Here is a 14,778-nt window from a genome sequence, read left to right as displayed (position 1 = left end):
CGTGCCCAACACCACTTGCTGTAACACTATAACAATACTCAAAGTACGAAGGGAATATTATGCAGTTATCCCACACCGAGTTCGAAAGTCGTAAAAAGAAAACCGCCTGGTGGCAGAGTGATGCGCTTAAATGGCTGATTATCGGTACATTAAGCCTATTCACCTGCTACTTGATCGTCTTGATGTATGCTCAGGGTGAATATCTTTTTGCCATCGTGACGCTAATTTTGGTGAGTTTGGGGCTGTATGTCTTTGCCAATCGTCGCGCCTATGCCTGGCGCTATGTTTATCCCGGCGTGGCAGGTATGGGGCTGTTTGTGCTATTCCCCCTGATTTGCACTATCGCCATCGCTTTTACCAACTACAGCAGTACCAACCAATTAACCTTTGAGCGCGCCCAATCGGTATTAATGGATCGGCAATTTCAGACCGGTAAAACCTTTACCTTTGGTCTTTATCCCAGTGATAACCAATGGCGCTTACAGCTTACCAACCCTGATGACAGCTCTGTTTTGATTTCCGCGCCTTTCAGCCTCGATGCAACGGGTGAGAAAAAAGTAACCGTCGCCCCCGCCAGCACTGAACAGACCGGCGAGCGCGCGTCACTGCGCATCATTACTCAGAATCGCCAGGCACTCGGTGAGTTGGTCGCACTGCTGCCCGGTGGTGGCGAACTGCGCATGAGTTCACTGCGCCAGTTCTCAGCTACCAGCCCACTCTATAAACTGGGCGCTGACGGTAAAGAGCTGCTCAATCAGCAAACCGGTGTTATCTATCGGCCAAACCCTGATGTCGGTTTTTACCAAGCCATTAACGCCGACGGCCAGTGGCAAAACGAAAAACTTAGTCCCGGCTTTACTGTCACTATCGGCTGGAAAAACTTCCTGCGGGTGCTGCATGATGAAGGGATACAGAAGCCTTTTATCTCCATCTTTATCTGGACCATTATTTTCTCGCTAATGACCGTGGTACTGACCGTTGCTGTCGGTATGGTTTTAGCTTGTGTGGTGCAATGGGATTCATTAAAAGGTAAAGCGGTTTATCGCGTGCTGTTAATACTGCCCTATGCGGTACCGTCGTTTATTTCAATCTTGATTTTCAAAGGGTTATTTAACCAAAGCTTTGGTGAAATCAACCTGATGCTAAGTAGCCTGTTTGGCATCAAGCCCGCCTGGTTCAGTGACCCCATTACCGCGAAAAGCATGATTTTGATCGTCAACACCTGGCTCGGCTATCCCTACATGATGATTCTGTGCATGGGGCTACTCAAAGCGATTCCCGACGACTTATATGAAGCCTCGGCAATGGATGGCGCAGGCCCGTTCCAGAACTTCTTCCGTATCACGTTGCCACTGCTGATTAAGCCGCTGACACCGCTGATGATTGCCAGTTTCGCCTTTAACTTTAACAACTTTGTGTTGATTCAGTTATTGACCAACGGCGGCCCGGATATGATTGGCACCACCACGCCAGCAGGCTATACCGACTTGCTGGTCAGCTACACCTACCGTATTGCCTTTGAAGGGGGCGGCGGCCAGGACTTTGGCTTGGCGGCGGCAATTGCCACTCTGATTTTCATTCTGGTCGGCGCGCTCGCGATACTGAATCTGAAAGCCAGCAAAATGAACTTTGACTAAGGAGGAGATGCAAATGGCAATGGTTCAACCTAAATCCCAGCGTTTGCGTCTATGGGGCACGCATTTTCTAATGTTGTGCTTTATCGCGCTGATTATGTTCCCGTTACTGATGGTAATTACTATCTCGCTGCGGCCCGGCAACTTTGCGACCGGTAGCCTGATCCCAGATCAGATTTCATGGGAACACTGGAAACTGGCGCTGGGTATGAGTGTGACTCACGCTGATGGTAGCGTAACCCCACCGCCGTTCCCGGTGATGTTGTGGTTATGGAACTCCATCAAGATTGCGGTCATTACCGCCATTGGGATTGTCACGCTCTCCACTACCTGTGCTTACGCCTTTGCCCGCATGCGTTTTCGCGGTAAAAGCACCCTGCTGAAAGGCATGTTGATCTTCCAGATGTTCCCAGCAGTGCTGTCACTGGTGGCGTTATATGCTTTATTCGATCGTATCGGGCAGTATCTGCCATTTATCGGGCTGAATACCCACGGCGGGGTGATTTTTGCTTATATGGGCGGCATCGCCCTGCACGTCTGGACCATCAAAGGCTATTTCGAAACCATTGATAACTCACTGGAAGAAGCCGCGGCACTGGATGGCGCAACCCCATGGCAAGCTTTCCGGCTGGTGCTGTTACCCCTGTCGGTGCCGATTTTAGCCGTAGTGTTTATTCTGTCGTTTATCGCTGCTATCACCGAAGTCCCGGTGGCATCACTGCTATTGCGTGATGTGAACAGCTACACGCTGGCGGTGGGTATGCAGCAATATTTGAATCCGCAAAACTATCTGTGGGGAGATTTCGCCGCTGCTGCGGTACTGTCTGCCATTCCCATCACCGCAGTCTTCCTGCTGGCACAACGCTGGCTGGTAGGTGGCTTAACGGCAGGTGGGGTGAAGGGTTAACGATATCATCATTCAAAATTTCATCACCCAATACCCAAAGTAATTGGAATTGTAGCAAGGCAACAAACGAGTGAAGCTCGATGAGCTGACTTAGGTCAGTGATTCGGGTGAGAGAGTGCAGTAAACAAAGCTACAATTTCAAGTAAGAAGGGTATTTTTTCCCTCTGGTACTGTGTCTTTAGGGCGGCCTTAATGGCCGCCATTTTTATAGGTCATTCGCGCTTGAGGCGCTCGGTATTCGCCAAATACAACGTCACCACCAGCAACAATATCGAACCGGAATAAATTAACGTATCGATCGGGTTTTCATGATCAACGATGATCAAGCGGATAATCGCGGTGATGCCGATATAGATAAAATAGCGTAACGGGAAGTGATAACCCGACTCAAAATACTTAACAATCAAAGCAATAAACTCAAAGTACAGGAAATAAATTACAATCCCTTCAATCAGCATGTAAGAAGACGCATCCTGATTATTGACGAATAAGACCTTACCAAGATGGAAGGTTTCTTTTATCAAAAAGACCACCAAAATAGCGGCCAATGCAATCAACCCCACATTCAGTAAACGCTGTAAATTTTTGGCTATCCACTGAGAACGCGAATTTTTGGCCATAAATACCTCATTGAAAGTAGGTGAAATAATCCGAGCCAAAAAAAGCCCCTTACTAGGTAAGGGGCTAATAAGCACGGATCAAAGAGCTTAAGCCCGCCAGCTTAACGCCAGTTCTTGAAACGGTTAATCAACGCATTGGTAGAACTGTCATGACTGGTTACGTTTTTATCATCTGCCAGTTCTGGCAAGATGCGATTAGCCAGTTGTTTACCCAGCTCAACACCCCATTGGTCGAAGGTATAGATATTCAGGATAATCCCTTGGGTGAAGATTTTGTGTTCATACAGCGCAATCAATGCCCCCAAGCTGAACGGCGTGATTTCACGCAGCAGGATGGAGTTAGTTGGGCGATTGCCTTCAAACACTTTAAACGGTGCGACATGAGCCACTTGTTCAGGGGTTTTGCCTGCCGCAGCAAATTCAGCTTCAACTTCAGCCAGTGATTTGCCAAACGCCAGTGCTTCGGTCTGTGCAAAGAAGTTAGACAGCAGCTTCGCGTGGTGATCACTCAGCGGGTTATGGCTGATAGCCGGTGCAATAAAGTCACAAGGAACCAATTTGGTGCCCTGATGGATCAACTGATAGAACGCATGTTGGCCGTTAGTACCCGGTTCACCCCAGATAATAGGGCCAGTCTGGTAATCCACTGGGGTACCGTTACGATCCACATACTTACCATTAGATTCCATATTGCCCTGCTGGAAGTAAGCGGGGAAACGGTGCATGTATTGATCGTAAGGCAGGATAGCTTCGGTTTCTGCACCGAAGAAATTATTATACCAGATGCCGATCAATGCCAGCAGGATAGGCAGGTTCTGCTCCGCTGGTGTTTCAGCGAAGTGTTTATCCATGGCATGCGCGCCACTCAGCAGTTGTTCGAAGTGTTCGAAACCAACCGACAGCGCGATAGACAAACCAATGGCGGACCACAGCGAGTAACGGCCACCAACCCAATCCCAGAATTCGAACATATTGTTGGTATCAATACCAAACTCACCGACTGCTTTGGCATTGGTCGACAATGCAGCAAAGTGTTTGGCGACATGTTCCACAGAAACCGCAGTAGACAAGAACCAGTCACGCGCACTGTGGGCGTTGGTCATGGTTTCTTGGGTGGTAAAGGTTTTTGATGCCACCAGGAACAGCGTGGTTTCTGGGTTCAACGGTTTCAACGTTTCAGCAATATGGGTGCCGTCAACGTTAGAAACGAAATGCATATTCAGATGATTTTTGTACGGGCGCAGTGCTTCAGTCACCATATAAGGGCCGAGATCTGAGCCGCCGATACCGATGTTCACCACATCAGTAATCGCCTTGCCGGTATAACCTTTCCAGTCACCGCCAATCACGCGGTCACAGAACTGTTTCATTTTAGCCAGTACCGCATTCACTTCTGGCATCACATCCTTGCCATCCACCACAATCGGGGTGTTACTGCGGTTACGCAACGCAATATGCAGTACCGCGCGATCTTCAGTGCGGTTGATCTTTTCACCGGAAAACATGGATTTAATTGCACCGGCCAGATCAGTTTCCTTCGCCAGAGCTTGCAGCTTTTCCATGGTTTCGCTGGTAATGCGGTTTTTGGAGAAATCCACCAGCATTTGATCATCAAAAGTGGCTGAAAACTTGCTAAAACGCTGGTCGTCCTCGGCAAACAGACTGCTGATGGTGACATCTTTCATCTGCTCAAAGTGTTGCTGTAACGCTTTCCAGGCAGCGGTTTGACTAGGATTAATATTTTTCATAGCGGCGCTCTTCTAGGCTTAAGGATTAATGAAACGAATACCTTGATTGTATCCTGTTACCCTGTGATTGAGATCTCTTTTCTTGCGATAGGTATTATCTCTCGAAACAACTATTGATCTGCTTCCTGTTTTTTCCCGGCAGCCATTATCAAAAGGTATCTATACCCAAAAAAGTAATTGTAGTTGCAGGTAGGCAGGTAGGCAGGTAGGCAGGTAGGCAGGTAAGTGAACGTAGCTAACAACCCTACGGCTTCAAGTACGAAGGGAATAGTCAATTTAGTGATATCACAGAGCATATTATTAAAGATGAAAATACCTCATAGCCATTTCATTGACAGAAAGTGGATAACCCGTTATTTCCTTGTACAGAGATAAATATTGATGACCACCCAAGATGGCATCCCTGACACGAGGTTTTTTAGATGATTCAAGCAGCACCCCAACAGAGCCGCAACGCCCCTTCTGCGACCGTGGTTGCTAAATTTGGTGGCACCAGCGTGGCAGATTTTGCTGCCATGAGTCGCAGTGCCGATGTGGTTTTATCGAACCCGGATGTTCGTTTGGTAATCTTGTCAGCTTCGGCTGGCATTACCAATCTGTTGGTCGCCCTTGCCGATGGCTGTGAGCCTGAAAAGCGCGAGCTTCATTTGGCAGAAATTAGCCGAATTCAATACGATATTCTGACCAAACTCGGCAATCCGGTGGTTATCCGCGATGAAATTGACCGCATGCTGGAAAACATCGCCATGCTGTCTGAAGCAGCCAGTCTGGCAACGTCTGCGGCGCTAACCGATGAACTAGTGAGTCACGGCGAATTGATGTCTACACTGCTGTTTGTCGAGCTAATACGCCAGCGTCAGGTTGCGGTGGAATGGTTTGATGTACGTAAAATCATGCGAACCAATGACCGCTTTGGCCGTGCTGAACCGGATACTCATGTGCTGTCTGAATTAGCCCAAACGCAATTGGCCCCGCGTATCGCACAAGCCATTGTCGTCACTCAAGGCTTTATCGGCAGTGAAAGCAAAGGGCGCACCACCACCCTTGGCCGTGGCGGCAGCGATTATACCGCCGCATTACTGGGTGAAGCATTGAATGTTGGCCGCATTGATATCTGGACAGACGTTCCGGGGATTTATACCACCGATCCACGGGTGGTTCCGGCAGCAAAACGTATCGATAAAATTGCTTTCGAAGAAGCGGCTGAAATGGCGACATTTGGTGCCAAAGTACTGCATCCGGCCACCTTGTTGCCAGCCGTGCGCAGTGATATTCCAGTGTTTGTCGGCTCAAGCAAAGATCCGGCGGCTGGCGGTACGTTAGTCTGTAATGAAACCGAGAATCCCCCCCTGTTCCGTGCCTTGGCATTGCGCCGCAAACAGACACTGCTGACCTTACATAGTCTGAATATGTTGCATGCACGCGGCTTTCTGGCGGAAGTGTTTAATATTCTGGCTCGCCACAATATTTCAGTTGATTTGATAACCACCTCAGAGGTGAGTGTCGCCCTGACTCTCGATACGACAGGTTCAACATCAACGGCGGGCAGTCTGCTGACCACCTCCCTGCTGACTGAACTTTCCTCGCTATGTCGAGTGGAAGTGGAAGAGAATCTGGCGTTGGTGGCAATTATCGGCAATAACCTGTCACAGGCTTGTGGTGTCGGTAAGGAAGTATTCGGTGTCCTTGACCCGTTCAATATCCGCATGATTTGCTACGGTGCCAGCAGCCATAACCTGTGCTTCTTGGTGCCAGGGAATGATGCTGAAAAAGTGGTGCAAACCCTGCATCACAATCTGTTTGGATAACACGCGGTTTGAATAACAATCTGTTTGAATAACAATCTGTTTGAATAACAATTTGTTTGAATAACACTGCTTAAGTCAGCGCAAAAACTAACGATAAGCTGATAACACCAACCGGGCGATCTCGTCCGGTTTTCTTATATCTGACACTGACGACTAAGGACTTTCGCCTCATGTTAGTAAAAATCACCCGGCTATTCCCGCTGTGGGCGTTACTGCTGTCAGTCGCGGCCTATTTCCGCCCAGCCACCTTTATCGGCATTGGGCCTTATGTCGCCCCGCTACTGATGTTGATCATGTTTGCTATGGGGGTCACTCTACGGCTGGGGGATTTCAAACGTGTACTATCGCGCCCGGCACCGGTAGCAGCAGCGACTTTCCTGCATTATCTAATTATGCCGCTCACTGCCTGGATTCTGGCGATGCTGTTCCGTATGCCACCGGACTTGTCTGCTGGTATGGTACTGGTAGGCAGTGTTGCCAGTGGGACAGCATCTAATGTGATGATTTATCTGGCTAAAGGGGATGTTGCGTTATCAGTCACCATCTCTGCGGTTTCTACCCTGGTGGGGGTTTTTGCCACACCGTTACTGACCCGTTTATATGTCGATGCCGCCATCAGTGTTGATGTAGTCGGAATGCTGAAAAGTATTCTGCAAATCGTGGTAATCCCTATTAGCGCAGGGCTGATTGTCCATCACACCTTTACTAAAACGGTGAAACGCATTGAGCCTTATTTACCGGCGATGTCGATGGTCTGTATTGTCGCTATCATTAGTGGCGTGGTCGCCGGTAGCCAGAGCCATATCGCTTCAGTGGGTTTCGTGGTGATTATTGCGGTTATCCTGCATAACGGTATTGGCCTGCTAAGCGGTTACTGGGGGGGGAAACTGTTCGGCTTTGATGAATCTACCTGCCGTACACTGGCCATTGAAGTCGGTATGCAAAACTCAGGGCTAGCGGCTACATTGGGTAAAATTTACTTCTCGCCACTGGCTGCCCTACCTGGCGCATTGTTCTCGGTCTGGCATAACCTCTCCGGTTCATTACTGGCGGGGTACTGGTCAGGTAAACCGGTAAATAAAGATAAAAAGTAATACCAAAGAGTATAAATGCCCGAACCTCTCGGGCATTTTCAATGTTTCTGTTTCATTCTATGCCCCGCTTTAGACAGACAAATAAGTTCAATAACATCCGGTATTACCCTGATAATATTTAAAATAATTTTGAAAACAGTTACTCAATAACCTTTTAATATTAAAAATTTATTATCTTTCCCTTCGCCCTGAATATTCCTTAATTATTATCATCCATCCGCCGTCTCTACTCTTTAGGGACGGTAATAGTGCTGCCCGTAAATTTGACTCAAGGACGGAAAGGACTGGGTCCACTCATCGCGTTATACCCAGAAAATTCCCCCACAAACATCATGATAAAAAAACGTACCGCATTATGTTTTTTATTGAGCACGGGCGCTCACGCTAACATGACTCCGGGAATAGATATTCCCTCCCCGATCAATGAATCACGCCAGAACTTACAGAACAGCAGCACTGAAATTAATCACTTAATAGAAGAGCGCCGTCAGCCTCATGCGAAACACCCTGAGGCAGAGATAGAAACACCCGAAAATAATGCACCTGAATTAGATGATAACGCGCAATGCCTCCCCATTAGCGGCGTCTATATTCAGGGTATTACCTTATTGACTCAAGCAGACTTAGAAAGTTTAAGCCCCATGCCGGAACAATGTATTGGCAGCGCGAATGTCAATCTGTTGGCTCGTGAACTCACTCAGCTTTATCTTAACAAAGGTTATATTACCACCCGCGTTCAGTTTATTCCGCCCGACGAAGAGGACGAATTGGGTTTCGATGTAACTGAAGGTTTTATTGAGAGCATCGAAAGTGTTGACCCAGAATTAAACGGCGAAACTGTTTTCCCCAATATGATCGGGGAACCATTAAATATTAAACAACTCGACCAAGGGCTCGATCAAGCTAACCGGTTACCCTCCAATAAAATAACTGTTGATATTTTACCAGGAAAAGAGCCGGGCGGTTCAATTCTCAGATTGAGTAATATCCGGTCAAAACCCTGGCATCTGACAACATCCCTGGATAATTATGGTAATAAAAGTACCGGTAAATGGTTAAGCCGCAATGCATTTTCTTTCGATAACCCCCTGGGATTATCAGATTCTCTCAGCTTAAATATCAGCACCACCACCGATAACCCACAGAAAAACCATAGCCGCGCCTATTCACTGTTTTATTCCGTGCCTTATGGCGCATTGACCTTCAGTGGTTTTGGCAGTTATTCCGAATACCTTTATCCGGTGAAATTACAATTTAATACCATCGAGTTACAGGGTAAAACCCAGCAGCATGGTTTGCGTACCGATTATGTTTTCTATCGCGACCAAGACCAAATTAATGGCTTAAGTGCACAACTAACTTATAAACAAGCCGAAAATTACTTTAACGAGCAGAAAATCGCAGTCAGCAGCCCAACGCTGACGGTATTTGAATTAGGTCTTAATCATCTGCACGTCCTGCCCACAGGCCTATTCAATGTGAATGTCAGCATTGAACAGGGATTATCCTTATTAGGTGCAGATCAGAACATATCAGCCAGCTATCAGGATAGCCAGTTCACTAAAGCCAAAGCCGCCGTAACCTCCAATCAATATTTCAAACTGTTTGATAATTTCTACCTGTTTAGCAATCAGTTCTATGGTCAATACACCCGTGATCGTCTGCCAGGCGTTGAATGGTTGAGCGTCACCGACAGCAATGCTGCTCGCGGCTTTAGTCGTAATACCTTATCGGCGGATAGAGGTTGGTATTTACAAAATACGCTCTCACGCAATTTCTCTATTGGCAATACCACGATAACGCCACGATTAGGGGCAGATATCGGCCGTATTCAGCAAAATCCGCAGGGCTGGCGTAGTGCCATGGGATTGAGTGCCGGTATCAACGTCAGCTATCGCGATATCAAACTGGATATTGAGGCCAGCCGCGGCCACTTATTGTCCGGTAAAACAGAGAATAAAGACCCTACTCAGATTCTGGCGCGCTTCTCTTATTCCTTTTAATTAACCGCCGCCAGTAAAAGCCAATTTTTATCAACACCAAACTAGATGACAAAAATGGAGAAGTAAAAATGAAACAAAATAAGTTCAAGCTCTCCCCGGCAGGAAAGCTGGCGGCAGCCGTCGCTATTATTTCAGTATCAGTAGCCACCTGTTATGCCGCTGGTATTGTCGGCGCTGGCGATCCTACCCACAATCCAGGAATTAACTCGGTAAATGGCGTCCCAGTAATTGATATCGTAAAGCCCTCAGCATCGGGGTTATCACATAACCAATATAATGAATTTAACGTTAACAAAGCAGGTGCGGTACTTAATAACTCCCTCAACGCCGGGCAATCACAACTTGCCGGGCAATTAGCTGCCAACCAAAACTTAAACGGTCAGGCCGCCAGCATTATTTTAAATGAGGTCATCAGCCGTAATCCTTCATTATTACTAGGGAAACAAGAAGTATTTGGTATGACAGCAGACTATATTCTGGCCAACCCGAATGGCATTACCTGTACAGGCTGTGGTTTTATTAATACCAATCGTAATTCATTAGTGGTTGGTAATCCATTAGTAGACCAAGGGAATCTACAAGGATTTGATACCAGAAATAACACTAATCTATTAGAAATGGGGAGTGGTTATACATCGACTATTGGAACAATAGACTTGATTGCGCCACGAATTAATATCAACGGAATGGTAGACTCCAGAGAGAGCATTAACATCATCCTCGGACAAAATAAAATAAGTACTGATGGTGAAATACTAGAATCACAAAAATATGTGGGGCCGGCATACGACAGTAAAATATTTGGTAGTATGCAAGCCAATAGAATTCGTATTATTAATACTGCGGAAGGTAACGGCGTTAATATATCTGGGCCACACTCTGCCCGTAAGAGCCTTACTGTGTCGACACCAGGAAAACTGAATCTTGATCTTGACTCAGCCCCTGATTTGAACTACAACCCAGCGCCTGCCAATTTAGATAGCCCTGAGATAAAATTAAATGCTGATGATATCTTTGCTTCCGGTGATATTATTGAAACCAAGGGCAAAAACTCAACTGAGCAGAAATTAGAACGTACCAAAATTAAAGGTTCTAATATCTCGATTATTGCCAAGAAAAAAAACCACCTTGATGCCGCCATCATTGATGGTAAAAATATTATTATGCAAGGTTCAGATATCAAATTTGGTACAGAAGAGATCACTAATACTCAATCGAGTAGTTCGAAGGATGGTGCTAATGGATTTTTAGGTCTTGGCAAGTGGAATAAATCTTCTAATAAAAAAGCAGAGCAGAAAAATAACGTTGGTACCAGTATTATTGCAGAGAACAACCTTTCTCTTCAATCAACTAGTGGAGATATAAAACTCTCTGGAACCTCTATCGAGGCAGGCAATAATCTCTCTATCAAAGCCAAGAAAGACTTAAAATTGGATGGTATAATTGATAATAATTCAATTCGTGATGAAGGGCATGATTATGCGCACACTATCAAAGATATCGCCTGGAATAATCAAACAGACACCCAAACACTGAATAAAACCACGCTACAAGCAGGTGGAGATATGGGGCTTACTGCGGAGGGTAAAATGAGTGCCAATGGGACTAAGGCCTCTGCTGGCGGCAATTTATTAATCAATGCTAATGAAGTCAATATTGATATCCAAAAAACAAAAAATCAAAAAAACGCAGTAGCTAGAAATGAACAAAATATGGGGCTTGGCGGAATTGATCATACTAATAATGCTGAGAACAAGGAAACCAGCCATCGCTCTGAAGTAACTGCTGATGGAAATGTACTTGTTATTGGTAATAAAGGTGTCTCTATTACCGGCAGTCAAGTCAAAGGAAGCAAAGATGGTTATGTTCAGGCCAGCGAAGGTGGCATCAAAATTGACAATGCTATCAGTACCACCACAACAAAAATTGATGAGCGAACGGGCGTTGCCTTTAATATTACTGGCAGCTCCCATAAAGCGAATAATAGAGATGAAAAAGTTATCGGTAGTGAATTAGCTTCCGATGCCAATCTCAAAATAATCAGTAAAGATAATATTGATGTCATTGGCAGTATGATAGCAAGTGCCGGTGAACTGGGTATTGAAACGCTAGGTGAAGTCAATGTTAAAGCCGCTCAAGCCCAACAGAAAATCGATGAACAAAAGACTAAGCTGACTATTTCAGGTTTCACCAGTGATGATGGTAAACATCAGTATCAGGCTGGCCTGAAGCTGAGTCACACTAGCGAAAGTGAGAAAACTGACAGCACTAAAAATCACAGTGCATCACTTGAAGGCAGCAGCATTAAAGTGGATGCCCAAAAAGACGTTACATTTATCGGCTCTAACATCACTGCCACCAAAGGCGATGCCGATATCAAAGGCGAAAATGTTTCATTTGTCGCTACGCAAGATACTCTCTCGAGCAATAAAACCAAAGAAACCGTTGGGGTTGATTTCCACTACACCGGTGGAATGGATAAGGCAGGTAGTGGGGTAAACGTCAATTATGAAGACACCCAAACCACCAGCAACAAATCAACTGCGGTGGTTTCTAATTCTAAAGTTGCAGGTAATCTTAATATCTCCGCCAGCAAAGATATAACCAATCAGGGAACTGACCATCGCGTTGGTGGTGATTATCAAGCTCAAGGGAATAGTATCCATAATCTGGCCGCTGAGAACAGTGAAATAACGAATACCAAGACCACCAAAGTGGATGTCGGCTATGAAGCTAATATTGCTTATGGCGAGGTCACTCGACCACTTGAAGATGTAATCAATAAAACACAAAAGCTTGATTTGGGCGGCATGATTGAAGCGTTAAGCGAAGTGGGTGGCCCTAATGCCGGGTTAGATCTCTATGCTAAAGGCGGAACTAAAGAAACCAACCTCAATAGCAGCCAAGCAGTGGTGACGTCAATTAAAGGCGGGAATATCGCGCTCAATGCCAACGGCGAAGTCAAAGATCAGGGTACAAAGTATCAGGCAGATAAAGGAACTATTGCGCTGGATGCATCGAGACATACCTTTGAGGCGGCAGTTAACCGGGTTGACCAACATATCACTGAGACCCAAGGTGGGGCTGATGTTCGGATTTACACTACCACCGGCAAAGACATTACTGTCGATGGCAAAGGTAAAGGAGGTTCCACAGACCAGCATGTGAAAGGTGATATCGCGCAAGTGGGCAGTATGAATGCTGCAAATGGCGTCAATATCAATGTAAAAGAAGATGCTATTTATCAGGGCACCAACATCAATGCTGGCAGTGGCAAAACTAAGGTTAATGCCGGCGGTGATATTCGTTTTGATCAAGTCACTAACCACACCAGCGAAAGCCACAATAATGTTGAGGCTAATGCCAAAGCGAACCTTGGTACTAACGTTGGCAGTAAAAACTTTGGTGCAGGTTTAGGTGGTAGCAACAGTAAGGGGCAAAGTAGCACTTCGGTTGCCCAAGTCAGCCAATTACAAGGTCAGCAAGGGGTTGAACTGAATGCCGGAAAAGATCTGACACTAACAGGCACCTCGTTCGGCAGTAAAGATAAAGCGACTGGTGATATTCTGCTGGCCGCTGGTGGCAAAGTCGATATGCTGGCCGCACAATCACACGGCTCAAAACAGGATATAACCTGGTCTGCAAACGCCAACGCGGGTATCAGTAAAAGTACCGGTACCGATAAAAACGGCAAAGGGTTCAGTGCTGGCGCAGAAGCCAAAGTTACTCACAAAGATGAGTCGGCGATTAAGCATCAGGGCAGTGTGATTAACAGCAATGGTGCAGTCAACATTAAAGCTGGCGGTCACGATAACCAAGCTATCCATATGCAAAATGCCAATATCACCAGCCAGCAAACTACACTAACGGCAGATAATGGCGGTATCTTGTTGGAATCAGCACAAGACCAACAGCACAAAAATAACTGGAACTTCACAGTTGGCGCCAATGGCAACCAAAATAGCTCTTTCAATAAAGATGATAAAGGGGTGGTCGATAAGCAAAGCAGCGAAAAACTTCATAATATCAGCGCTGAATTGGATGTCGGTGTTGAAAAACTGAATGCTGTAATGCAACAAAACACCCATATCAATAGCAACAATATCGCCCTGAACAGCGCCAAAGACACAGCACTGGCTGGCGCTATACTCAAAGCCAACAATATTAATGGCGCGATTGGCGGTAACTTGAAAGTGCAAAGCCGTGAAGATGTCCGACAGGAAGTTAGTGTCAATACCGGCTTGAGTTTCAATCACAGTAACGAGAAACAAGACAGTATGATTAATCAGGTAGCCGAGGCGACCCCGATCGGCTCGGATAAAGTGAAAAAAAACCTGACCACTAAATCCAATAAGTTATTCGACAAAGTCAAAAAACAGTATGACCAAATCTCCAGCCGATTTACCACTAAAGAAGAGGATAACGTCCAACCCCTTAGTTACACCAAAAAGGGAAGCAATGAAACGTTAACCGAATCCAAGGAAGAAGAAAAAACCCAAGATAAATGGTGGCAAAAAGGCGCGAAAGCGGTTGGCAAAAAAGTCAAAACCAACGTTCAGGATGAACAAGTCAAAGGTGGCAGCGGCAAAGCTAAAATTGAAGTAGAAGTCGTTGAAAATAAAGCGGTCGAAGAGCAATCAGCCATTAGCGGCACACAGTCAGTTAATTTGAAAGTAGCCGGTAAAACTGAACTCAATGGCGGCAAAATAGCCAATAGAGACAGCGATGTAAACTTACAGACCAATGGCCTGGAATTGCAGGATATCAACGGTAAACACACTCAAGGCGGAGCGAGAGTAAATGCATCGTCTAAAGTTACCGAGATAATTGGTGGTGGCCTAAGTGAAATGATGGAAGGCAAAACACCGCTGCTCGGCGCTCATGGTGGCTCCGAACAGAAAAATGCCGTAGCCGGTGTGACGCGAGGCTAAAGCGCGCAAAACACTTGGTTAAAGAGCATTAAA

Annotated in this window: 8 protein-coding genes; 6 read left to right on the top strand and 2 right to left on the bottom strand. The window is 46.1% G+C overall.

Annotation, left to right across the window (positions count from 1 at the left end; genetic code table 11):
- Positions 1-59: 59 nt before the first annotated feature.
- On the top strand, positions 60-1,637 hold the full coding sequence (gene malF / locus EL015_RS01745) for a maltose ABC transporter permease MalF (protein WP_005191497.1): 1,578 nt from the start codon (positions 60-62) through the stop codon (positions 1,635-1,637).
- A 13-nt stretch (positions 1,638-1,650) separates the two neighbouring features.
- Entirely contained in the window at positions 1,651-2,541 is an 891-nt protein-coding gene (gene malG / locus EL015_RS01740; protein ID WP_032907691.1) for a maltose ABC transporter permease MalG, read from the top strand.
- Between the two features lie 212 nt (positions 2,542-2,753).
- Here malG and psiE read toward each other — a convergent pair whose 3' ends face one another.
- Positions 2,754-3,161, bottom strand: a complete 408-nt coding sequence (psiE, locus tag EL015_RS01735; protein WP_004705335.1) for a phosphate-starvation-inducible protein PsiE — start codon at positions 3,159-3,161, stop codon at positions 2,754-2,756.
- A gap of 101 nt (positions 3,162-3,262) precedes the next feature.
- Entirely contained in the window at positions 3,263-4,909 is a 1,647-nt protein-coding gene (pgi, locus tag EL015_RS01730) for a glucose-6-phosphate isomerase (RefSeq protein ID WP_005191503.1), read from the bottom strand.
- Between the two features lie 422 nt (positions 4,910-5,331).
- Between pgi and lysC the strand changes: the two genes are divergently transcribed.
- The 4 genes from lysC to EL015_RS01710 all read left to right on the top strand — a co-directional run bounded on the left by lysC (position 5,332) and on the right by EL015_RS01710 (position 14,745).
- Positions 5,332-6,717 (top strand): lysine-sensitive aspartokinase 3, encoded by a 1,386-nt coding sequence (gene lysC, locus EL015_RS01725; protein ID WP_005191505.1) that lies wholly within the window; start codon positions 5,332-5,334, stop codon positions 6,715-6,717.
- Positions 6,718-6,887: 170 nt separating this feature from the next.
- Positions 6,888-7,811, top strand: a complete 924-nt coding sequence (gene panS / locus EL015_RS01720; protein WP_005191506.1) for a ketopantoate/pantoate/pantothenate transporter PanS — start codon at positions 6,888-6,890, stop codon at positions 7,809-7,811.
- Positions 7,812-8,143: 332 nt separating this feature from the next.
- On the top strand, positions 8,144-9,814 hold the full coding sequence (locus EL015_RS01715; protein WP_005191507.1) for a ShlB/FhaC/HecB family hemolysin secretion/activation protein: 1,671 nt from the start codon (positions 8,144-8,146) through the stop codon (positions 9,812-9,814).
- Positions 9,815-9,882: 68 nt separating this feature from the next.
- Positions 9,883-14,745, top strand: coding sequence for a hemagglutinin repeat-containing protein (locus tag EL015_RS01710; RefSeq protein WP_005191508.1), 4,863 nt, complete (start codon positions 9,883-9,885; stop codon positions 14,743-14,745).
- Positions 14,746-14,778: the final 33 nt, after the last annotated feature.

Source organism: Yersinia intermedia (genome assembly GCF_900635455.1).
GTDB classification, from domain to species: Bacteria; Pseudomonadota; Gammaproteobacteria; order Enterobacterales; family Enterobacteriaceae; genus Yersinia; species Yersinia intermedia.
This window is presented reverse-complemented; position numbering and strand designations above follow the sequence as displayed.

What these genes read in the sequence shown, in the direction of transcription:
- EL015_RS01710 (WP_005191508.1), top strand. Translation starts at nt 9,883, where the DNA reads ATGAAACAAAATAAGTTCAAGCTCTCCCCGGCAGGAAAGCTGGCGGCA.
- panS (WP_005191506.1), top strand. Translation starts at nt 6,888, where the DNA reads ATGTTAGTAAAAATCACCCGGCTATTCCCGCTGTGGGCGTTACTGCTG.
- malG (WP_032907691.1), top strand. Translation starts at nt 1,651, where the DNA reads ATGGCAATGGTTCAACCTAAATCCCAGCGTTTGCGTCTATGGGGCACG.
- EL015_RS01715 (WP_005191507.1), top strand. Translation starts at nt 8,144, where the DNA reads ATGATAAAAAAACGTACCGCATTATGTTTTTTATTGAGCACGGGCGCT.
- pgi (WP_005191503.1), bottom strand. Translation starts at nt 4,909, where the DNA reads ATGAAAAATATTAATCCTAGTCAAACCGCTGCCTGGAAAGCGTTACAG.
- lysC (WP_005191505.1), top strand. Translation starts at nt 5,332, where the DNA reads ATGATTCAAGCAGCACCCCAACAGAGCCGCAACGCCCCTTCTGCGACC.
- malF (WP_005191497.1), top strand. Translation starts at nt 60, where the DNA reads ATGCAGTTATCCCACACCGAGTTCGAAAGTCGTAAAAAGAAAACCGCC.
- psiE (WP_004705335.1), bottom strand. Translation starts at nt 3,161, where the DNA reads ATGGCCAAAAATTCGCGTTCTCAGTGGATAGCCAAAAATTTACAGCGT.